At 74.6% G+C, this 18,728-nt stretch carries 17 protein-coding genes; 13 read left to right on the forward strand and 4 right to left on the reverse strand.

Annotation, left to right across the window (positions count from 1 at the left end):
- Nucleotides 1-7 precede the first annotated feature (7 nt).
- The 3 genes from KDL28_RS14740 (at nucleotide 8) to KDL28_RS14750 (ending at nucleotide 3,459) form a co-directional block, all read left to right on the forward strand.
- Nucleotides 8-1,510, forward strand: a complete 1,503-nt coding sequence (locus tag KDL28_RS14740; protein ID WP_252438867.1) for a flavin-containing monooxygenase — start codon at nucleotides 8-10, stop codon at nucleotides 1,508-1,510.
- A gap of 24 nt (nucleotides 1,511-1,534) precedes the next feature.
- On the forward strand, nucleotides 1,535-2,350 hold the full coding sequence (locus KDL28_RS14745) for an alpha/beta fold hydrolase (RefSeq protein ID WP_252438869.1): 816 nt from the start codon (nucleotides 1,535-1,537) through the stop codon (nucleotides 2,348-2,350).
- A gap of 164 nt (nucleotides 2,351-2,514) precedes the next feature.
- Nucleotides 2,515-3,459: a R2-like ligand-binding oxidase gene (locus tag KDL28_RS14750; RefSeq protein WP_252438871.1), complete on the forward strand. Its 945-nt coding sequence runs from the start codon at nucleotides 2,515-2,517 to the stop codon at nucleotides 3,457-3,459.
- Nucleotides 3,460-3,555: 96 nt separating this feature from the next.
- Here KDL28_RS14750 and KDL28_RS14755 read toward each other — a convergent pair whose 3' ends face one another.
- Entirely contained in the window at nucleotides 3,556-4,017 is a 462-nt protein-coding gene (locus KDL28_RS14755) for a winged helix DNA-binding protein (protein ID WP_252438873.1), read from the reverse strand.
- Nucleotides 4,018-4,120: 103 nt separating this feature from the next.
- On the opposite strand from KDL28_RS14755, the gene KDL28_RS14760 reads away from it, so the two are divergent.
- The 6 genes from KDL28_RS14760 to KDL28_RS40435 all read left to right on the forward strand — a co-directional run bounded on the left by KDL28_RS14760 (nucleotide 4,121) and on the right by KDL28_RS40435 (nucleotide 8,382).
- Nucleotides 4,121-5,059 (forward strand): alpha/beta hydrolase, encoded by a 939-nt coding sequence (locus KDL28_RS14760; protein ID WP_252438875.1) that lies wholly within the window; start codon nucleotides 4,121-4,123, stop codon nucleotides 5,057-5,059.
- A gap of 149 nt (nucleotides 5,060-5,208) precedes the next feature.
- Complete coding sequence (locus KDL28_RS14765; protein WP_252438877.1) at nucleotides 5,209-5,430, forward strand: hypothetical protein; 222 nt, start codon at nucleotides 5,209-5,211, stop codon at nucleotides 5,428-5,430.
- Nucleotides 5,420-6,700 carry a cupin domain-containing protein gene (locus KDL28_RS14770; RefSeq protein ID WP_252438879.1) on the forward strand — a complete coding sequence of 427 codons (1,281 nt, stop codon included), beginning with the start codon at nucleotides 5,420-5,422 and terminating at the stop codon, nucleotides 6,698-6,700. Before KDL28_RS14765 ends, KDL28_RS14770 begins: the two co-directional genes overlap by 11 nt.
- Entirely contained in the window at nucleotides 6,697-7,599 is a 903-nt protein-coding gene (locus KDL28_RS14775; RefSeq protein WP_252438881.1) for a sucrase ferredoxin, read from the forward strand. Before KDL28_RS14770 ends, KDL28_RS14775 begins: the two co-directional genes overlap by 4 nt.
- Nucleotides 7,600-7,713: 114 nt before the next feature.
- Nucleotides 7,714-8,067, forward strand: coding sequence for a GreA/GreB family elongation factor (locus KDL28_RS14780; RefSeq protein WP_252438883.1), 354 nt, complete (start codon nucleotides 7,714-7,716; stop codon nucleotides 8,065-8,067).
- A gap of 180 nt (nucleotides 8,068-8,247) precedes the next feature.
- Nucleotides 8,248-8,382, forward strand: a complete 135-nt coding sequence (locus tag KDL28_RS40435) for a hypothetical protein (RefSeq protein ID WP_256501632.1) — start codon at nucleotides 8,248-8,250, stop codon at nucleotides 8,380-8,382.
- A 7-nt stretch (nucleotides 8,383-8,389) separates the two neighbouring features.
- On the opposite strand, the gene KDL28_RS14785 is transcribed toward KDL28_RS40435, so the two are convergent.
- The 3 genes from KDL28_RS14785 to KDL28_RS14795 are packed head-to-tail and all read right to left on the reverse strand — an operon-like array spanning nucleotide 8,390 to nucleotide 10,947.
- Nucleotides 8,390-9,394, reverse strand: coding sequence for an ABC transporter ATP-binding protein (locus KDL28_RS14785; protein WP_252438885.1), 1,005 nt, complete (start codon nucleotides 9,392-9,394; stop codon nucleotides 8,390-8,392).
- Nucleotides 9,391-10,092 (reverse strand): ABC transporter permease, encoded by a 702-nt coding sequence (locus KDL28_RS14790; protein WP_252438887.1) that lies wholly within the window; start codon nucleotides 10,090-10,092, stop codon nucleotides 9,391-9,393. The genes KDL28_RS14785 and KDL28_RS14790 overlap by 4 nt, the downstream gene beginning before the upstream one ends.
- A 3-nt stretch (nucleotides 10,093-10,095) precedes the next feature.
- Nucleotides 10,096-10,947 (reverse strand): ABC transporter substrate-binding protein, encoded by an 852-nt coding sequence (locus KDL28_RS14795; protein ID WP_252438889.1) that lies wholly within the window; start codon nucleotides 10,945-10,947, stop codon nucleotides 10,096-10,098.
- Between the two features lie 294 nt (nucleotides 10,948-11,241).
- Here KDL28_RS14795 and mobA point away from each other — a divergent pair, with 294 nt between their 5' ends.
- Genes mobA through KDL28_RS14815 form a run of 4 tightly spaced genes read left to right on the forward strand, consistent with a single transcriptional unit; the run spans nucleotide 11,242 to nucleotide 18,723 of the window.
- A complete protein-coding gene (gene mobA, locus KDL28_RS14800; protein WP_252438891.1) occupies nucleotides 11,242-12,099 on the forward strand; it encodes a molybdenum cofactor guanylyltransferase in 858 nt (285 codons plus the stop codon).
- Nucleotides 12,100-12,119: 20 nt separating this feature from the next.
- Nucleotides 12,120-13,952 (forward strand): aldehyde ferredoxin oxidoreductase family protein, encoded by a 1,833-nt coding sequence (locus tag KDL28_RS14805; protein ID WP_252438893.1) that lies wholly within the window; start codon nucleotides 12,120-12,122, stop codon nucleotides 13,950-13,952.
- Between the two features lie 44 nt (nucleotides 13,953-13,996).
- A complete protein-coding gene (gene fdhF / locus KDL28_RS14810; protein WP_252438895.1) occupies nucleotides 13,997-16,927 on the forward strand; it encodes a formate dehydrogenase subunit alpha in 2,931 nt (976 codons plus the stop codon).
- Nucleotides 16,924-18,723, forward strand: a complete 1,800-nt coding sequence (locus tag KDL28_RS14815; RefSeq protein WP_252438897.1) for an NAD(P)H-dependent oxidoreductase subunit E — start codon at nucleotides 16,924-16,926, stop codon at nucleotides 18,721-18,723. Before fdhF ends, KDL28_RS14815 begins: the two co-directional genes overlap by 4 nt.
- Nucleotides 18,724-18,728: the final 5 nt, after the last annotated feature.

Below are 18,728 nucleotides of genomic sequence, written 5' to 3' on the forward strand. Positions count from 1 at the left end.
GACCGCCATGACCCGTGCCGCCACGGCCGAGCAGGATCGCAGCAGCACCGAGGACGGCCACGTCGACGTGCTGATCGTCGGCGCCGGGGTGTCCGGCCTCGGCGCCGCGCACCGGCTGCGCACGCAGTTCCCCGACCGCAGCTTCACGATCCTGGAGTCCCAGGACGCCCCGGGCGGGACCTGGTGGACGCACCGGTTCCCCGGGGCCCGCTCCGACAGCGACCTGTTCACCTACGGCTACCGGCACAAGCCGTGGCGCGGGCCGTCGATCGCCGCAGGCAGCGCGATCCTGGAGTACCTCGACGAGGTCATCGAGGAGGACGACCTGGCCGGGCGCATCCGCTACCACCACAAGGTCGCCTCCGCGTCGTGGTCGTCGGCGGAGCACCGGTGGACCGTGGAGGTCACCCGCACCGACACCGGTGAGCGGCTGCGCCTGACCGCCGACTTCCTGTGGATGTGCACCGGCTACTACAACCACGAGGCCCCCTACCGCCCCGAGTGGCCGGGCCTGGACCGGTTCGAGGGCACCGTCGTGCACCCGCAGAAGTGGCCCGCCGACCTCGACACCACGGGCAAGCGGGTGCTGGTCATCGGTTCCGGGTCGACGGCGTCGACCGTGGTCCCGGCGATCGCGCGCACGGCCGCGCACGTGACGATGCTGCAGCGCTCGCCCTCGTACTGGTTCCCCTCGCCGACGGTCCACGAGCTGGCCACCACGCTCGAACCGCTGGACCTGCCGGCCGAGTGGACCCACGAGATCCTGCGCCGGCAGTACATCCAGCAGTTCGACTGGCTGGCCACGACCAGCCGGGAGGATCCGGACCAGGTGCACGAGTACCTGATGGAGACGATCCGGCCGCTGCTGCCCGAGGGCACCGACGTCGAGAAGCACTTCACCCCGCGCTACCGGCCGTGGCAGCAGCGGATCGCGATCGTGCCGGACGGCGACTTCTTCGAGGCGATGCGGGAGGGCAAGGTCTCGATCGCCACCGACACCATCACCGAGTTCACCGAGAAGGGCGTGCAGGTCTCCTCGGGCGAGGTGATCGAGGCCGACGTCGTGGTCACCGCCACCGGCTTCAACCTGCTGGCCTTCGGCGGCATCCCGTTCGCGGTGGACGGCGAACCGGTGGACTTCACGAAGCGGGTCACCTGGCGCGGCATGATGATCAGCGGCGTGCCGAACATGGCCTACGCCTTCGGCTACTTCCGGCACAGCTGGACGCTGCGCGTCGACCTGGTCAACGACGTCGTCGACCGGATCTTCGCGCACATGGCCGAGCGGGGCGCGCGGACCGTCGTCCCGACGCTGCGCCCGCAGGACGCGGACATGCCCCTGCTGCCCTGGAGCGACCCCGAGAACTTCAACGCCGGCTACGTCATGCGCTCCCAGGACCGCATGTTCCGCCAGGGCGACCGGGAGCCGTGGACCCACATGCACGAGCACGACCACGAGCGCGCCGCCCTGCCCGAGGCCGACCTGGACGACGGCCTCCAGTACCGCTGATCCCCCGCCCCCAGGAGACACGCCATGCCCCGCATCCCCGTCCGCACCGGGACCACGCTCAACTACGAGATCACCGGCGACGGCGAGCCGCTGCTGCTGATCATGGGAACCTCCGGCGCCGTCCCGCTCTGGGGCGAGGTGGTGTCCCGGCTCGCCCAGACCCACCGCGTCATCGCCTACGACAACCGCGGCCTGGGCGGCAGCGACCGCGGCACCGGCCCGATCTCGGTCGCCTCGCTCGCCGAGGACGCCTCCGCCCTGCTGGAGGCGCTGGAGGTGCCCAAGGCGCACGCGATGGGCTGGTCGCTCGGTTCGGCGATCGTGCAGGAGCTCGCGCTCGCCCACCCCGACCAGGTCGCCTCGGCCCTGCTCTACGCGACGTGGGGCCGCGCCGACGGGTTCCAGCGCTCGGTGCTCACCGCCCTGCGCCTGCCCTACGTGCACCGCGACATGGAGTCGGCGCTCGCCAGCGCCGGCCTCGCGTTCTCCCCGCAGCTGCTCGACCACCCGGACTTCGCGCAGATGCTGGCGCCGATGCTGCCGGCGTTCCCGCAGAACGAGGAGCAGATGCAGGTCACCGTCGAGCAGTGGGACGCCGACCTGGCCCACGACTCGATCGACCGCCTGGGCGCGATCACCGCGCCGACCCTGGTGGTCGTCGGCGAGCAGGACCTGCTGACCCCGCCGTGGCAGGCCAGGAAGGTGGCCGACGCGATACCCGGTGCCCGCTACGAGCTGGTCACCGGACCCGGGTCGAGCCACGGCATGCACATCGAGCGGCCGGAGGACCTCACGAAGATCGTCACCGGGTTCCTCGGTGAGCACGCGATGGCGGGCTGACCGAGCGGGGGCCGACCCCGGAGCCGGTTGCCGTCGGGCTGCGGCCGCAGTTCAATGACGGAGGCCGTTCTAGAACGAGACTCCGACGAGCCGCCCGACGGCGGATGGGCCCCGGCCGATCCGCCGGTCGGGTCGCCGTGCGGCGTGGCTCCAGGAGGAGACCGATGACCGAGCCGGCGACGGGCAAGATCCAGGAGACGGAGATCGGGCGCTACCGGTCGACGCGCGGTCTGGACTACGGCTCGGTGCCGTGGCGGCTCTGGGAGAAGTCGAAGAAGCTCTTCTGGGACCCCGCCGACATCGACTTCTCCCAGGACGCGCTGGACTGGCGGACCATGTCCGAGCGGCAGCGGACGCTCGTCGCGCTGTCCGCGCGCGGGTTCATGGTCGGCGAGGAGGCCGTGACGCTGGACATCGTCCCCCTGCTGCGCTGCATGTCCGACCTGGGCCGCCTCGAGGACACGATGTACCTGTCGATGTTCGCGATGGAGGAGGCGAAGCACACCGAGATGTTCCGGCGGTGGTTCGACGCCGTCGGCATGGACCCCGCCTCGCTCGACGACCTCGTCCGCGCGCAGCGGGGCGCGCTCGGGCGGGACCGCGCCGGCATCTTCGACGGCGTCCTCACCCAGGTGATGCGCCGCCTCGACACCGACCGGTCCCCGCAGGCGATCCTGGACGCGACGATCGTCTACAACCAGCTCGTCGAGGGGGTCGCGGCGATCTCCGGGTACCGCCACTGGGACGAGACGTTCCGGCGGCTGGGCAAGCTGCCCGGCCTGGAGGCGGGGCTCAAGCTCACCCAGCGCGACGAGCGCCGCCACATCGCCTACGGCACCTACCTCGGCCGGCGCATCATCGCCGAGAACCCCGAGCTCTGGCCGTGGGTGGAGCGGCGATGGGCCGAGCTCACCGCGGGCTTCGCCGGGGGTTACGGGGCGGCCGAGACCGAGGCCCGCGCGGCCGCCGGTTTCGACGACGAGTACCAGCGGGGGCTGGTGAAACGCAGGCTCGACGCGCTCGCCGTCGCCCGGACCATGGACACCGCCGAGGTCGACGCCGGCGAGGTCGAGTCGTTCGAGCCCGAGGAGCTGCGGCACGTCGGCTGAGCGGGCGGCGCCCGGAGCGGACGTCCCGAGCGCGGCGGTGGCGCGATCCGGGCCCGCCGCGCCGGGCACGGCCGCGCCCGCTCACCGCGACCGGCGTCAGGGCAGGCGGGGGTCCCCGCCGAGGTTGCCGACGATCCGGCGCAGCACGTCGATCGTGGTGGCGTACTCGTCGTCGCTGATGCCCTCCCGCATGGCGCGGTGCGTCCGGCCGTTGCGCTCGCGGGCCGCCAGCAGCCGTTCCGTCCCGGCCGCGGTGATCGCCACCGTGTCGCCGTCGACGGCGGCCAGGCCCGCGGCGAGCAGCCGCTCCAGCTCGTCGGCGACGTCGCGGCCCTCCTCGCGGTCGCTGTAGGGGGCGAGCTCCTCGACCAGCCCGGCCGGCGTCCAGGAGCGGGAGGCGTCGGCGAGCCGGTTGAGGATCCACCACCCGGGTTGCGAGAGGCCGTTCGCCGCCAGGCCGGCGCGGATGCCGTCGGCCACGCGCCGGTAGGCCTCACCGCTCCAGTAGCCGATGGGCTGGCGCACGAGGTCGTCCCTGCCGTAGCTCGGGCCGGTCACCGTCATCGCTCCTTCCGGTCGAGCCGCCCCAGGATGGGACCTGAACCGGACTCGAGGTCAAGGCGCCGCCCCGCCATTCTGCCGCCGGCGGCAGAATGGCGGGGTGAGCGGTGCGGCGTCCCGGATGCGATGGGCCGCGCTGGTGCGGGCGGGCCTGGGCGCGGCCTGCCTGCTGGTGGTGGCGTGGGTGGCGGTGAGCCGCTGGTCCGCGCTGGCCGCCGGGCACCCGGCCTACCCGCTGCTGCTCGTGGCGCTCGCCCTGCTGGGCGTGGTCCTGCCGGCCCGCATCGGGCGTCCCCGACGCGACGGGCGGTGGGCGATCGCGGGACGGGTCGCCGGCGCCGTCCTGCTGGTCGTGGTCCTCTGCTACACGGCGTGGCTGCGCCCGTTCGCCGCCGAGCCCGCGGCGGTCGCCGCCACCGCCTCCACACCGACGGTCGAGGTCGTCGACGACCCGACGACCTGGGAGCTGCGACCGCGCGGCGGGCAGACCGACGTGGGGATCGTGTTCTTCCCGGGCGCACTGGTCGACCCGCGCGCCTACCTGCCCGTGCTGCGCCCGCTCGCCGAGCGCGGCCACCTCGTCGTGGTCGTCAAGCCGCCGTTCGGCGTGGCCCTGCTCTCCACCGCGGACGCGGCGCTCGACGACCATCCCGAGGTCACCCGCTGGGCGGTCGGCGGGCACTCGCTCGGCGGTGTCGCCGCCGCCACCCAGGCCGCCGCGGGCGACGGGCGCGTGCGGGGCGTCTTCTTCTGGGCCTCCTACCCCAACCGCGACCTCTCCCCCACCGCGCTCACCGCGGCCTCGATCTCCGGGGACCGCGACACCGTGATCGACCAGGCCCGGGTCGAGGCCTCGAGGGCCCAGCTCCCGCCCGGCAGCGAGTTCACGGTGGTGCCAGGCGCGGTGCACGCGTTCTTCGGCGACTACGGGCCCCAGCCCGGCGACGGGGCCCCGGCCACGAGCCGGACCGAGGCGCAGCGCGGGATCGTCGCGGCCACCGAGCGGTTCCTCGACGAGCTCGCGCGGGTCACCCGGTGAGCGCGGCGGACCCGGCGACGCCGACCCCGCCCCGGCCTCCCCGATCGACCGGGTCCGGGTGGAGGACCCGGTCGGTCCCCGGCATGACCCGGCGATCTTGGGGTACTACTGGTCCGACAGCACGCCCCACGATCACCAGGAGGTTCGCCGTGGCTCTGGACGACGACGACATGACCACCAGCGCAGGGGACGCTCAGGAAGGACCCGCCGACTCCGGCGCGGGCGACGGCACGCCCGGCGTGAGTGACGGTGGCGCCGACGGCGGCGCCGACAGCGGGGCCGAGGGGCCCGCGGACTCCGGTGCCGGGGGTGGCACGCCGGGGGTGAGCGACGGCGGCGCCGACGGTGGGGCCGACAGCGGTGCCAGCTGAGCTGATCTCCACGGTCGGCGCCGCCGGGCGGCCCGCCGCGGGCCGCCCGGCGTCGGCCGTTCCGGCACTGGCCCGGGCCACCGGGCTGGACGCCGCCACCTTCGCCGAGCGGCACTGGGGACGGGCACCGCTGCTGGCCAGGGCGGTCGACCCGCACGCCTTCGCCGACCTGCTCGACCTGGACGCGGTCGACGAGCTGCTGTCGCGGCGGGCCCTGCGCACGCCGTTCATCCGGCTGGCCCGCGACGGGACCGTCGTGGACTCGCGCAGCTTCACCGGCTCCGGCGGGGTCGGCGCGGAGATCGCCGACCAGGTCCGCGACGACCGGGTGGCCGCGATGTTCGGCGAGGGGACCACGGTGGTGCTGCAGGCCCTGCACCGCACGTGGCCGGCGGTCGCGGACTTCGCCCGGGAGCTGGGCGGCGAGCTGGGCCACCCCGTGCAGGCCAACGCCTACGTCACGCCCGCGTCGTCGAAGGGCTTCTCGGCGCACTACGACGTGCACGACGTGTTCGTGCTGCAGGTCGCCGGGCGCAAGCACTGGACGGTGCACGCCCCGGTGCACGCCGACCCCCTGCGCAGCCAGCCGTGGAACGACCACGCCGCCGCGGTCGCCGCCCGCGCCGCCGACGACGAGCCCGCTCTCGACGTCGTCCTGGAACCGGGCGACGCCCTCTACCTGCCGCGCGGCTGGCTGCACTCGGCCACCGCGCTGGGCGGGGTGTCGGCGCACCTGACCGTCGGCGTGCACGTGGTGACCCGGTACGCCCTGGTCGAGGCGCTGACCGCGCTGGTGGCCGACGACCCGCGGCTGCGCGCGTCGCTGCCGCTGGGGGTCGACGTGGCCGACCCCGCCGCGCTGGGCCCGCACCTGGAGGCGGTCCGCGAGGCGCTGGTGGATGCGCTGGCCGCGCTCCCGGCCGATGCGGTGGCCGCCCGGGTCCGCGAGCGGGTGTGGTCCGGGGGCCGACCCGAGCCGGTCGGTCCGCTGGCCGCGGCCGCGTTCGCCGACGGGCTCTCGCCCGGCGACGTCGTCCGGCCCCGGGCCGGGCTGTCGATGCGGGTGGTCGAGCGCGGCGGATCGGCGGTCCTGGAGCTGCCCGACCGCACGCTCGCCCTGCCCGCCTCCACGCTGGTCGCGTTGCGCGCGGTCACCGGGCCCGGGAGGCACACCGTGGGTAGCCTGCCGGGCATGGACCAGGCCGATCAGCTCGTGCTGGTGCGCCGTCTGCTCCGGGAGGGCGTGCTGGTCGCAGCCACCGGCCCGTGACGGCGCCCCGCGGCCCGCGGCCGGGCTGTTCGGCGCTCGCCGCGGCCGCGGGCGACCCGCTGGAGGGCAACGCGCCCCCCGCGGACCGCTGGCTGCTCGTCGAGCACCCGGGGCCGTGGGGCCGGGTGGCGCTGACCCAGTCCGGCCTGCCCGCCGACGCCGTGCGCGCCCTGTCGGCGTGGCAGGTGGGCGAGCGGGGCCGGGTGCTGCTGGTGCGCAGGCCGGGTCGGGCGAGCGGGTCGGGCCCGCGCCGATGGTTCCGCGTCGACTCCCGGCCCGGCCACGAGTCGATCCGCACCGGCACCTTCGAGGACGAGACCGACCTGGTCGACGCCGTGCCGGGTGCCGGAGCACCCCACGACGGCCCGCTCTACGTGGTCTGCGCGCACGGTCGGCACGACACCTGCTGCGCCGTGCGCGGCCGTCCCGTCGCCGCCGCGCTCGCCGCGGCCGAACCGGGTCTGGCCTGGGAGAGCAGCCACATCGGCGGCTGCCGGTTCGCCCCGGCCGTGGTGCTGTTCCCGCACGCCTTCGTGCTCGGCGCCATGCCGCCGGACGCCGTCGCGGACATCACCGCCGACTACCGGGCGAGCCGGCTGGATCCGCGGTGGGTGCGGGGTCGGTCGGTGCTGGCCCCCGCCGCCCAGGCCGCCCAGCACCACGCCCGGCTGGCGACCGGTTCGACGGGGGTCGACGCCCTGGGGGTCGTGGAGGTGGCGCCGGGACCCGGCAGCGGCGAGTGGCGGGTCGAGCTGACCGACCCGGCCTGCACGGTCCGGCTGCGGGAGCGGCACGTCGTGGTCGACCGGCCGCTGACCTGCGCGACGTCCGCGCCGGCCCGGATGCGGCTGTTCGAGCTGGTGGACCTGCGCGTGACGCGCAACGTCGCGGCTCCGTAATTGCCGAGGCCCGGAAATCCAGCACCGCGTTCTTGGCGGAGCTTGCCGACGGTGGCACCGAGGAGTCGAGACCGATTCCATTTCGGGTCGATCCGATCGGCGAGGAGGAGACTGATGAGCCGAGGTCAGACGTGGCTGGGCCCGGGCGCCAAGCGCAAGGCCCGCATCCGCAGGCTGCAGGAGATGCTGCTCGACGCCCTCGTGGGGCACGAGCCGCCCGACGACGGGATCGCCGAGCCCGGAATGCCGGTCACGGTCCGGCTCGACGATTCCGGCCACGCCGAGACGTTCCTGCTGGCGCAGCGCGGGCAGGGCGCCTACCCGGACGTGGAGACCTGCTCCCCCGACTCCCCGCTGGGCCGCGCGCTGGTCGGCCGCCGCGAAGGCGACGTGTGCGGCTACTCGCTCCCGGACCGTCGACCGATGCGGGCGACCCTGATCCGCGCGGTGCCGTACGGCGGGGAATGACGCTCCCGCATTCGGCGATAGCACGCTCACCACCCCGAGAAGGGGAAGACCACCATCGCGCTGGAACGACGGGAAAGCGCGGCCGCCGACGCCCAGCGGGCACGGCGGGAGATCGGAGGACATCATGCTCGACGCCAAGCACCGGAACCCCCGAAGACCCCCGCGGACACACCGGCCATCGTGACGGTCATCGTCACGCTGCTGCTCCGGGTGCCGTTGTTGCTGGCCGGATCGCTGATCGGTGCCATCGCCGTCGCGGTGACGCCCGGCCTGCTCTGGCTCGTGTGGCGGCACGCGAGCGCGTCCGCCGACTGACCGCCGGTCAGTCCGCCCGCAGCGGCCGCGCCCGGCCGACCGCCACCACGACGGGGCTGTTCGTCGGCGGGATGGGCGCCGGCGGCTCGTCGGGGTCGAGGCAGGTGAGCGGCCCGGCGGGGGTGTCGACGTCGAGGCGGGTGGTCCGCCCCAGCCGCACGCCCCTGCGCAGCGTCCCCGCCACCACGAGCAGGGCTTCGGGCACGTCGGCCGGGTCGGTGGCGCCGGGGACGAGCCGGCAGTGCTCGGGGCGGGCGGCGAGCGTGTGCGGTCGACCGCTGGTCCCGGGCGGGACCAGGTTGGTGTAGCCGAGCAGGCGGGCGGTCTCCGGGTCGCGGGGGTCGTCCAGGACGCACCGCGTGGGGCCGTGCTGGCGGACGCGCCCGCGGATCAGCAGGGCGGTGTCGTGGGCCAGCGCGAGGGCTTCGTGGCGGTCGTGGGTGACCAGGACGGCCGCGGCGGCGTGGTGGTCGAGGGCGGCGCGGAGGTCGGCGACCAGGTCGGCGCGCGTGGTGGGGTCCAGGCCGGTGAACGGTTCGTCGAGCAGCAGGACCCGGGGGCCGACGGCGAGGGCGCGGGCGATGCTGACCCGCTGCGCTTCGCCGCCGGACAGGGTGCGGGCGTCGCGGGCGGCGAGGTGGGCGATGCCCAGCGCGTCGAGCCAGGGCCGGGCGCGGTCGTCGGCCTCGCGGCGGCCGACGCCGCGGAAGCGCAGCCCGCTGGCGACGTTGGCGACGACGGTGCCGCGGCGCAGGATCGGGCGCTGCAGGACGGCCCCGACCGCCGCGCGCATCTGCGTCGGCGTGACCGGGCGACCGTCGAGCAGGACCTCCCCGGTCGTGCGGTGGCGCCCGAGCAGGCCGAGTGCGCGCAGCAGCGTGGACTTCCCGGCGCCGTTGGGCCCGAGCACGGCGAGGGTGCGCCCGGCGGGCACGTGCAGGGTCGCGGCCTGCACGAGCTCGCGCCCGTCGGCGTGCACGCTCAGGTCGCGGCAGCTGAGCCCGGGGGTCACCGGTCGGCGGTCCGGCGCTGCTGGACCAGGGTCAGGGTGAGGTTCACCGCGAAGGCGATGCCCAGCAGGATCAGGCCGAACGCGATGGCCAGGGCGAACTGGCCGCGGCTGGTGGCCAGCACGGCCGCGGTGGTGAGGACGCGGGTCTGGCCCACGAGGTTGCCGCCCACCATCTGCGCGGCCCCCACCTCGCTGACCACCGCGCCGAACGCGGCCATGGTCGCGGCCAGCAGCGGCAGCCGCGCCTCGCTGAGCAGCGCGAGCAGCGACCGCAGCCGGCCGGCGCCCAGGCCCTGCATCTGGATCCGGAACTCCGGGTCGACCTGCTGGACCGCCACCGCGACCAGCGCGACGACGATCGGGGTGGCGATGGCGGCCTGCGCGACGATCATCGCGGTGGGCGTGTAGAGCAGGTCCAGCCCACCGAGCGGGCCGCTGCGCCAGAGCAGGACCGTGACGAACAGGCCCACGACGACCGGGGGCAGGCCCATCCCGGTGTTGGCCCCGGCCAGCAGGACGCGGCGGCCGGGGAACCGGCCCAGCGCGACCCCGACGCCCAGGGGCAGGCCGAGCAGCAGGGCCACGGCCGTCGCGGTCAGCGACACCCGCAGGGTGAGCGCGGTGATCGCCCAGGTGTCCTCGTCGCCGGTGGCCAGCAGGCGGAGCGCCTCGGCCAGCCCGTCGAGCAGCACATCCACGGTTCAGCCGCCCAGCGCGGCCTCGGACTTGCCGGCGTCGGGGACGAACAGGGGCCGGCCGAACCGCGCCTCCCCGAACCGGGCGATGAGCTCCTGGGCCGGTGGGGAGACGATCCACTCGGCGAAGGCCGTCGCGCCCTCGGGCTGGACCCGGTCGCCGGCGCGCCGGGTCATCTCGATCACGTGGTAGATGTTCAGCAGCCCGCGGTCGCCCTCGCTGAGCACCGTCAGCGGCAGCGCCTCGCGCTGGGCGAGGTAGGTGGCCCGGTCCGAGAGCGTGTAGCCGTCCTTCTCCCCGGCGATCCGCAGGGTGGCGCCCATGCCCTGCCCGGTGGACTGGTACCAGGACCCGCCGGGGGCGACGCCGGCCTTCGTCCAGAGGTCCTTCTCCCGGGCGTGGGTGCCGGAGTCGTCGCCCCGCGAGACGAACACCGCCTGCGCGGCGGCGATCCGCGCCATCGCCTCGACGCCGCCCAGGCCCCGGGCGCCCGCCGGGTCGGCGTCGGGCCCGAGGAGCACGAAGTCGTTGTGCATGACCAGCCGCCGGGCCCCGGCGGTCCCCTCGGCGACGAACGCCTCCTCGGCGGCCGGGGAGTGCACCAGCAGCACGTCGGCCTCGCCGCGGCGGCCCAGCTCCAGCGCCTGCCCGCTGCCCACCGCGAGTGCCGTGACCTGCCAGCCCGTGGCCCGGGTGAACTCGGGCAGCAGCTCGTCGAGCAGGCCGGAGTCCTGCGTGCTCGTGGTGGTGGCCAGGATCAGCGACCGCTCCGCCGGGCCGGCCGCGGGCGCGGCGCCGCAGCCGGCGAGCAGGACCGCGGCCAGCAGCGCCACGACCAGGTGGACGGCTCGACGCATCCCCGACTCCTTCGTCCCTGTGGTGGTCCGGTGGAGGTCCGAACCTAGGGGGCGGGCGCCGAACCCGGCCGAGGACGTGGCGCGGCGCACGTCGGACGGCGTCGTCGGGCGCGCTCACTGGTGGTCGCGGTCGGAGGTTCGTCCGGGGTATCGGGGGGTCCGGCTTCTCGCTGGGCGTGCCGGCGGGCAGCCCTCGTACCTGGTCGTACTCGGGTTGTCCGCCCGTGCGTCCAGCGTGGAGCCGGGCCGCCGAGACCCGGGCGAACCTCCGACCGGGGCCACTAGCATCGGTCCGTGGTCGCCCTCGCAGAAGCCGCCGGCATCGTCCTCGCCGGTGGCCGCTCCTCCCGGATGGGACGTCCCAAGGCCGCCCTGGAGTGGCACGGGTCCACGCTGCTGCGCCGCACCACCGCCCTGCTCAGCCGCACCGTCGACGGCCCCGTGCTGGTGGTCGCGGCACCCGGGCAGGACCTGCCCGAGCTGCCCCCCGGCGTCGAGGTCGTGGCCGATCCGGTGGAGGGTCAGGGCCCGATGCGCGGGTTGGCGACGGGCTTGGCCGCGCTCGGCGAGCGCGCGCCCGCCGCGTTCGTCTGCTCGACCGACCTGCCGTTCCTGCACCCCGCGCTGGTGCGGCGGGTGCTGCGCGGGTTCGCCGATCCGGGGGTGGACGTCGTGCTGCCGGTGGCGCGCGGCTACCGGCAGCCGCTGGCCGCCGGCTACCGGACGTCGCTGGCCGCGCTGGTGGAGAAGCTGCTGGGCGAGGGCGACCTGCGACCGGGGATGCTGTTCCGGCACTGCGAGGTCGTCCAGCTCGACGACGCCGCGCTGCTGGCCGACCCCGACCTGGCGCGGCTCGACCCGGACCTGGACTCGCTGGTCAACGTCAACGAGCCCGACGACTACGCGGCCGCCCTCGCCCGTCCGGAGCCCGACGTGGTGGTCGAGCGGTTCGGCGCGCTCGCGAGCGGGGGGCAGCGCGGGCCGCGCACCGTCCGGGCGGCTTCGCTGGGCGCCGTGGCCGCGGCGGTCGGGATAGCCCTCGACCGGCACGTCGTCGCGGCGGTCAACGGCGACCAGATGACCCGCGACCCCAGCCTCCCGCTCGTGCCCGGCGACGCGGTCGCCTTCCTGTCGGCCGACGCAGGCGGCTGAGCGCGCCTACTCTCGGGGCCGTGCCAGCCGGTGGATACTTCGGGCGTGCCCTCGTCGTCGATGTCGCGGACAGCGGGGCGACGAGCGCGCCGCTCCCCCTCGACGACGCCGTCCTGCGCGCGTACCTGGGCGGGGTCGGCCTGGGCACCTGGCTGCTGCACCGGCTGGGCCGGGCGGGCGCCGATCCGCTGGGCGCGGACGCGCCGCTGGCGTTCGTGTTCTCCCCGCTGGTCGGCACCCCGCTGACGACCAGCGCGAAGTTCGCCGTGGTGGCCAAGTCGCCGCTGACCGGGCTGCTCACCGACGCCCTGGCGTCCAGCCGGTTCGCCATCGCCGGCAAGCTGACCGGCAACGACGCCATCGTCGTGCGGGGGCGGGCGGCGGAGCTGTCGGTGCTGCTCGTCGACGGCGACGGCGCGCGGCTGGAACCGGCACCGGAGCTGACCGGGCTGCCCGCGGCGCGGACCGAGGACGCCGTCCGGGAGCGCTTCGGGCGCGGCTGGCAGACCGCCGCGATCGGGCCGGCCGGCGAGCGGGGGGTCCGCTACGCCACGATCAGCCACGACGGCCGCCACGCCGGGCGCGGCGGGCTGGGCGCGGTGCTGGGGGCCAAGAACATCAAGGCCGTGCTGGTCCGATCGGCCACCCGCGTGGACGTCGCCGACCAGGCGGCCGTGCTGGCCGCGGCGAAGGACCTGCGGGCGCGCAGCTTCGGCCCGGCCACCGCGAAGTACCGCGAGCTGGGCACGCTGGCCAACCTGCTGGCCTTCAACGCCGTGTCCACGCTGCCCACCCGCAACTTCACCGAGGTCACCTTCGAGGGGGCGCCCCGGCTGGCCGCCGAGGAGCTGCACGAGCTGCGCGGTGTGGCCCGCAACTCGTGCGCGTCCTGCTCGATCGGCTGCGAGCACATCTACTCCCGCAAGGGCGGCGGCAGCCAGCGCATGGAGTACGAGAACGTCTTCGCGCTCGGCCCGCTGTGCGGGGTGTCCGACCCGGACGACGTGTTCGCGGCCAGCGCCCGCTGCGACGAGCTGGGCCTGGACACGATCTCGGCGGGCGGCACCGTCGCCTGGGCGATGGAGTGCGCCGAGCGCGGGCTGATCGACGCGCCGTGGCTGCGCTTCGGCGACGGCCCCGCCCTGCTGCGGGCGCTGGACATGATCGGGTCGCGCGAGCCGGGACTGGGCGAGCTGCTGGCCCAGGGGTCGCGCCGGGCCGCCGAGGTCGTCGGCGGCGGCTCGATCGACTTCGCGCCCCAGGTCAAGGGCATGGAGCTGCCCGGGTACGAGCCGCGCACCCTGCAGGCGATGGCGCTGGGCCTTGCGGTGAACGCGCGCGGCGCCGACCACAACCGCTCCGGCGCCTACGAGGCCGACCTGTCCGGCGAGCACGACCGGCTCAACGGCGGGGCCGCGCAGGTCGTGGCGGCCATCGGCACGGAGGACCGGGCCGCGGTGATGGACTCGATGATCCTGTGCAAGTTCCTGCGCGGGGTCTTCGACGACCCGTTCACCGAGTGGGCCGCGCTGCTGCGCCCGGTCACCGGCTGGGACGTCGACGCCGACGAGCTGCGCGCGACGGCGCGCCGGATCGTGCTGGCCAAGCGGGTGTTCAACCAGCGCGAGGGGGCCACGGCGGCGGACGACACGCTGCCCCGGCGGATGTTGGAGACCCCGCTGCGGCTCGGGTCCGGCCGGGTCGCCGCGCTCACCGCCGACCGGTTGGGGGCGATGGTGGCCGGCTACTACGCCCAGCGCGGCCTCGACGAGCGGGGACGAGCCTCCCGGGAGGCGGAAGGCGCATTGCTGCTGGAGGGTCACACGACCGAGAATTCGCCGCACGGGACGTGATCGGCTAGATTGTATGCGGTATGCACTACCGGTTGGGGGTCGCTATGACAGCGGTGCAAGAGCCGCGCACGACTGTGCGCACGGTCACCGCCCGGATCGACGGCCGGGAGGTGACGGTGCCCGACGGCACCACCATCTACGACGCCGCCAGGCAGGTCGGCGTCGACATCCCGGTGCTGTGCCACGACGAGCGCTACGACCCGGTCGGCGTGTGCCGGATGTGCGTCGTCGACACCGGCGGCCGGGTCTTCGCCGCCGCCTGCGTGCGCCCCTGCGAGGACGGCATGCAGGTGCAGACCTCCACGCCGGAGCTGGAGCGCAGCCGCGCCACCCTGACCGAACTGCTGGTCTCCGATCAGCCGCCGCGCGCCGAGGACCCCAAGGACACCACCACGCGCGACAACCTGCTGCTCGACCTGGCCGACGGCTTCGGCGTGGCCAGGGAGACCACCGAGCTGCCCTGCGGCTCCGGGCGCGGCACCGACTCGTCGAACCCCGTCATCGACGTCAACCACGACGCCTGCATCCTGTGCGACCGCTGCGTGCGCGCCTGCGACGACATCCAGGGCAACGACGTCATCGGCCGCTCCGGCAAGGGCTACGCCACCCGCATCGCGTTCGACCTGAACGACCCGATGGGGTCCAGCTCCTGCGTCACCTGCGGCGAGTGCGTGCAGGCCTGCCCGACCGGGGCGCTGACCAACAAGCCCATCCGCGGCATCCCGATCCGCCCGCGCGAGGAGCTCGACGCCGTCGACAGCGTCTGCCCGTACTGCGGGGTCGGCTGCGCGCTGACCTACTACGTCGACCGCGAGCGCGGCGCGATCTCCTTCGCCGAGGGCCGCGACCAGCCCGGCTCGCAGAGCAGGCTGTGCGTGAAGGGCCGCTACGGCTGGGACTACTCCGCGTCCCCGCAGCGCCTGACCGTGCCGCTGATCCGGGTGGACTCGGCGTACCCGAAGGGCCCGCTCTCGGCGGACGTCCGCGGCGACGGCCACGGCGGCACCCGCAACGACCGGGGCCGGGTGAACGGCGGTGAGCGCAGCGGCGGCGGCCGCAAGCCCGGCGACAAGCGCGGCGGCAAGCGCAAGCCCGGCGGCCTGGTCGACTACGACGAGGTCATGCCGCACTTCCGGGAGGCCACCTGGGACGAGGCCCTCGACCTCGTGGCCAGCAGGCTGGGCGAGATCCACGCACTGCGCGGGTCGGAGGCGATCGCCGGGTTCGGCTCGGCGAAGTGCTCCAACGAGGAGGCCTACCTCTTCCAGAAGCTCATCCGCACCGGCTTCGGCACCAACAACGTCGACCACTGCACCCGGCTCTGCCACGCCTCGTCGGTGGCGGCGCTGTTCGAGGGCGTGGGCTCGGGGGCGGTGTCGACCACCTACGGCGACGTCGCCAACGCCGACTGCGTGATCATCACCGGCTCCAACCCGACCGCGAACCACCCGGTGGCCAGCTCGTTCTTCAAGCAGGCCCGCCGCCGCGGCACCAAGGTGATCTACGTCGACCCGCGGGCGTCCACGGTCGCCGAGCACGCCGACATCTTCGTGCAGCTCAAGCCGGGCACGGACGTGGCGTTCTACAACTCGGTCATGCACGAGGTCATCCGGCTGGGGCTGATCGACCGCGACTTCATCGCGAACCGCACGTCGAACTACGACGAGCTGGCCCGCACGGTCGCCGACTACCCGCCCGAGCGCGCCGCGCAGATCACCGGGGTCGACGCCGACACCATCCGCGAGGTCGCCCGCACCTGGGGCGAGGCCGGGTCGGCGGTCGTCTACTGGGGGATGGGGATCTCCCAGCACACCACCGGCACCGACAACGCCCGCTGCCTGATCGCGCTGTGCTCGATCACCGGCAACGTCGGGCGCCCGGGCACCGGGCTGCACCCGCTGCGCGGGCAGAACAACGTGCAGGGCGCCTCGGACGCCGGGCTGATCCCGATGTTCTACCCCGACTACCAGGGCGTCGACCGCGACGCCACGCAGCGCCGGTTCGAGCAGGCGTGGGGCACCCCGCTCAACCCGAACCGCGGGCTCACCGTCACCGAGATCATCGGTTCGGTGCTCAAGCCCGACGGCGTGCGCGGGATGTACATGCTCGGCGAGAACCCGTTCCTGTCCGACCCGAACATCAACAAGGTGCGCAAGGCGCTGTCCTCGCTCGACTTCCTGGTGGTGCAGGACATCTTCCTGACCGAGACCGCCGAGTTCGCCGACGTGATCCTGCCGGCCACCTCCTACCTGGAGAAGGACGGCACCTACACCAACACCGACCGGCGGGTGCAGCTCGGGCGCAAGGTGATGGACGCGCCCGGGCAGGCCCGCCCCGACTGGCAGATCGTCCAGGACATCGCCCGCCGGGTCGGCCTGGACTGGGACTACGGCGCGCCCGGCGAGGTCTTCGACGAGATGGTCGCGCTGATGCCGTCCTACCGGAACCTGCGCTACGACAACCTGGGGCTGTCCGGGAAGCTCTACCCGAACGACGACCCCGAGCACAGCGACGGCACGATCGTCATGTTCGACGAGAAGTTCAACACCGACGACGGGCTCGCCCACCTGGTGCCGGCGCAGTGGCTGCCGCCCAAGGAGCTGCCCGACGCCGAGTACCCGCTCGTGCTCAACACCGGGCGGCTGCTGGAGCACTGGCACACCGGCTCGATGACGCGGCGCTCGTTCGCCCTCGACGCGATCTCCCCGGTCGCCGAGGTCTACATGCACCCCAAGGACGCCGCCGACCGCGGCCTGGCGCACGGGGAGATGGTGCGGGCGCGCTCGCGGCGGGGGGCGATCGAGCTGCAGGTGCGCATCTCCCACCGCGAGCAGCTGGGCAACTGCTTCATCCCGTTCCACTTCCGGGAGGCCGCGGCCAACCTGCTGACGATCGACGAGATCGACCCGTACGGCAAGATCCCGGAGTTCAAGTTCTGCGCCATCCAGGTCGAGCCGTTGGGGGTACGGGCGTGACGGCTGCGGACGAGCTCGCGAGCGCGCGAGCCGGTGCGGTGACCGATCGGGCCGCCGAGGTCCGGGCGCGGCGGGTGCCGGGCGTGGAGGCGCGGGCCGGGAAGTTCCCCGGGCCCTCGCTGATCCCGGCGCTCAACGCGATCCAGGCCCGGCTGGGCTGGCTGCCCCGCGAGGAGCTCGAAGAGCTCGCCCGCGAGGCGGTCCGCCCGCTCTACGAGATCGAGGGCCTGATCTCGTTCTACCCGCACTTCCGCACCGCGGCGCCGCCCAAGGTGGCGCTGCACGTCTGCCACGACCTGCCGTGCTTCCTGCGCGACGGGGAGGCCCGGATCGCCGAGCTGCGGGCGCGCTACGGCGCGGACGCCGACGTCGAGCTGGTCGAGGTGTCCTGCCTGGGCCGCTGCGACACGGCGCCGGCGGTGGCGGTCAACGAACGCCCGGCGGCGGTCGAGGACACCGACGCGCTGGTCGCCGACGCGCGGGCCGGCGACGTCGGCGCGGCGCCCGCGAAGGAGCGCACCGAGCCCTGGCCCAACGACCCGTACCCGGCCGGGTCCGGAGTGGCCCAGCGGTACACCACGCTGCGCGCGCTGCTGGCCGGCGAGCTCGACCCGGACACGGTCGTGCAGGTGCTGAAGGACTCCGGGCTGCGCGGGATGGGCGGCGCGGGCTTCCCGACCGGGCAGAAGTGGGGGCTGGTCCGCGACACCCGGCCCGGCGACAGTGTCGATGGGACCAAGTACGCCATCTGCAACGCCGACGAGTCCGAGCCGGGCACGTTCAAGGACCGCCAGATCCTGGCCACCCAACCGCACCTGGTGCTGGAGGGCCTGCTGCTCGGGATGGCGGTGGTCGGCGCCGAGCAGGGCTGGGTGTTCATCCGCCACGAGTACGGCCCCGAGGAGCACGTGCTGCGCGCCGAGCTGGACGCGCTGCGCGAGGCCGGCGTCACCGGGCCGGACGCCTGCGGCAGCGGCCGGCGCCTGGACGTCGAGGTGTTCGTCTCCCCCGGCGGCTACATCCTCGGCGAGGAGACCGCGCTGCTGGAGTGCATGGAGGGCCACCGCGGCGAGCCGCGCAACAAGCCGCCCTTCCCGGGCAACTACGGCCTGCACGGCCGCCCCACGCTGATGAACTCGGTGGAGACCTTCGCCGACGTGCCGGTCATCCTGCAGCGCGGTGCGCAGTGGTGGGCCGAGCAGGGCGCGGGCGACTCGGTGGGCTGGAAGTTCTTCGCCGTCTCCGGGCACGTCGAGCGCCCCGACGTCTACTGCGTGCCGATGGGCACCACCGTGCGCGAGCTGATCGCGCTGGCCGGCGGCGTCAGCGGCGGCCGGGAGGTCGGCGCGGTGCAGCCCGGTGGGGCGTCGTCGAACTTCATCGGGCCGGACAAGCTGGACATGCCGCTCGACTTCGGCGCCGCGGCGGAGAACGGCACGATGCTCGGCTCGGGCGCGGTGGTCGTGCTCGCCGAGGGCACCGACCTGCTCGCCGCCTCGACCAACGTGCTGCGGTTCTTCCGCGACGAGTCGTGCGGCAAGTGCGTGCCCTGCCGGGTGGGCTCGACCAAGGCCCACACCATCCTGCGCGGTGCCGTCGAGGCGGGCGCCGAGCTCGACGACGACCAGCGGGCGCACGTCCTGCGGCTGGAGGAGGCCATGCGCAAGACCTCCATCTGCGGGCTCGGGCAGGTCGCGCTGGGCCCGGTGGTGAGCGTGCTGGGGCTCAACAAGGGCGGCGCGGCCGCTCGCGAGCAGCCCCGGCCGAGCGGCGCGGCGGACCAGCCGGACCGCTGAGCGAA

It is taken from the genome of Pseudonocardia humida (genome assembly GCF_023898865.1).
Classification (GTDB): Bacteria; Actinomycetota; Actinomycetes; order Mycobacteriales; family Pseudonocardiaceae; genus Pseudonocardia; species Pseudonocardia humida.

What these genes read in the sequence shown, in the direction of transcription:
- KDL28_RS14795 (WP_252438889.1), bottom strand. Translation starts at nt 10,947, where the DNA reads ATGCGTCGAGCCGTCCACCTGGTCGTGGCGCTGCTGGCCGCGGTCCTG.
- KDL28_RS14745 (WP_252438869.1), top strand. Translation starts at nt 1,535, where the DNA reads ATGCCCCGCATCCCCGTCCGCACCGGGACCACGCTCAACTACGAGATC.
- KDL28_RS14780 (WP_252438883.1), top strand. Translation starts at nt 7,714, where the DNA reads ATGAGCCGAGGTCAGACGTGGCTGGGCCCGGGCGCCAAGCGCAAGGCC.
- KDL28_RS14740 (WP_252438867.1), top strand. Translation starts at nt 8, where the DNA reads ATGACCCGTGCCGCCACGGCCGAGCAGGATCGCAGCAGCACCGAGGAC.
- KDL28_RS14750 (WP_252438871.1), top strand. Translation starts at nt 2,515, where the DNA reads ATGACCGAGCCGGCGACGGGCAAGATCCAGGAGACGGAGATCGGGCGC.
- fdhF (WP_252438895.1), top strand. Translation starts at nt 13,997, where the DNA reads ATGACAGCGGTGCAAGAGCCGCGCACGACTGTGCGCACGGTCACCGCC.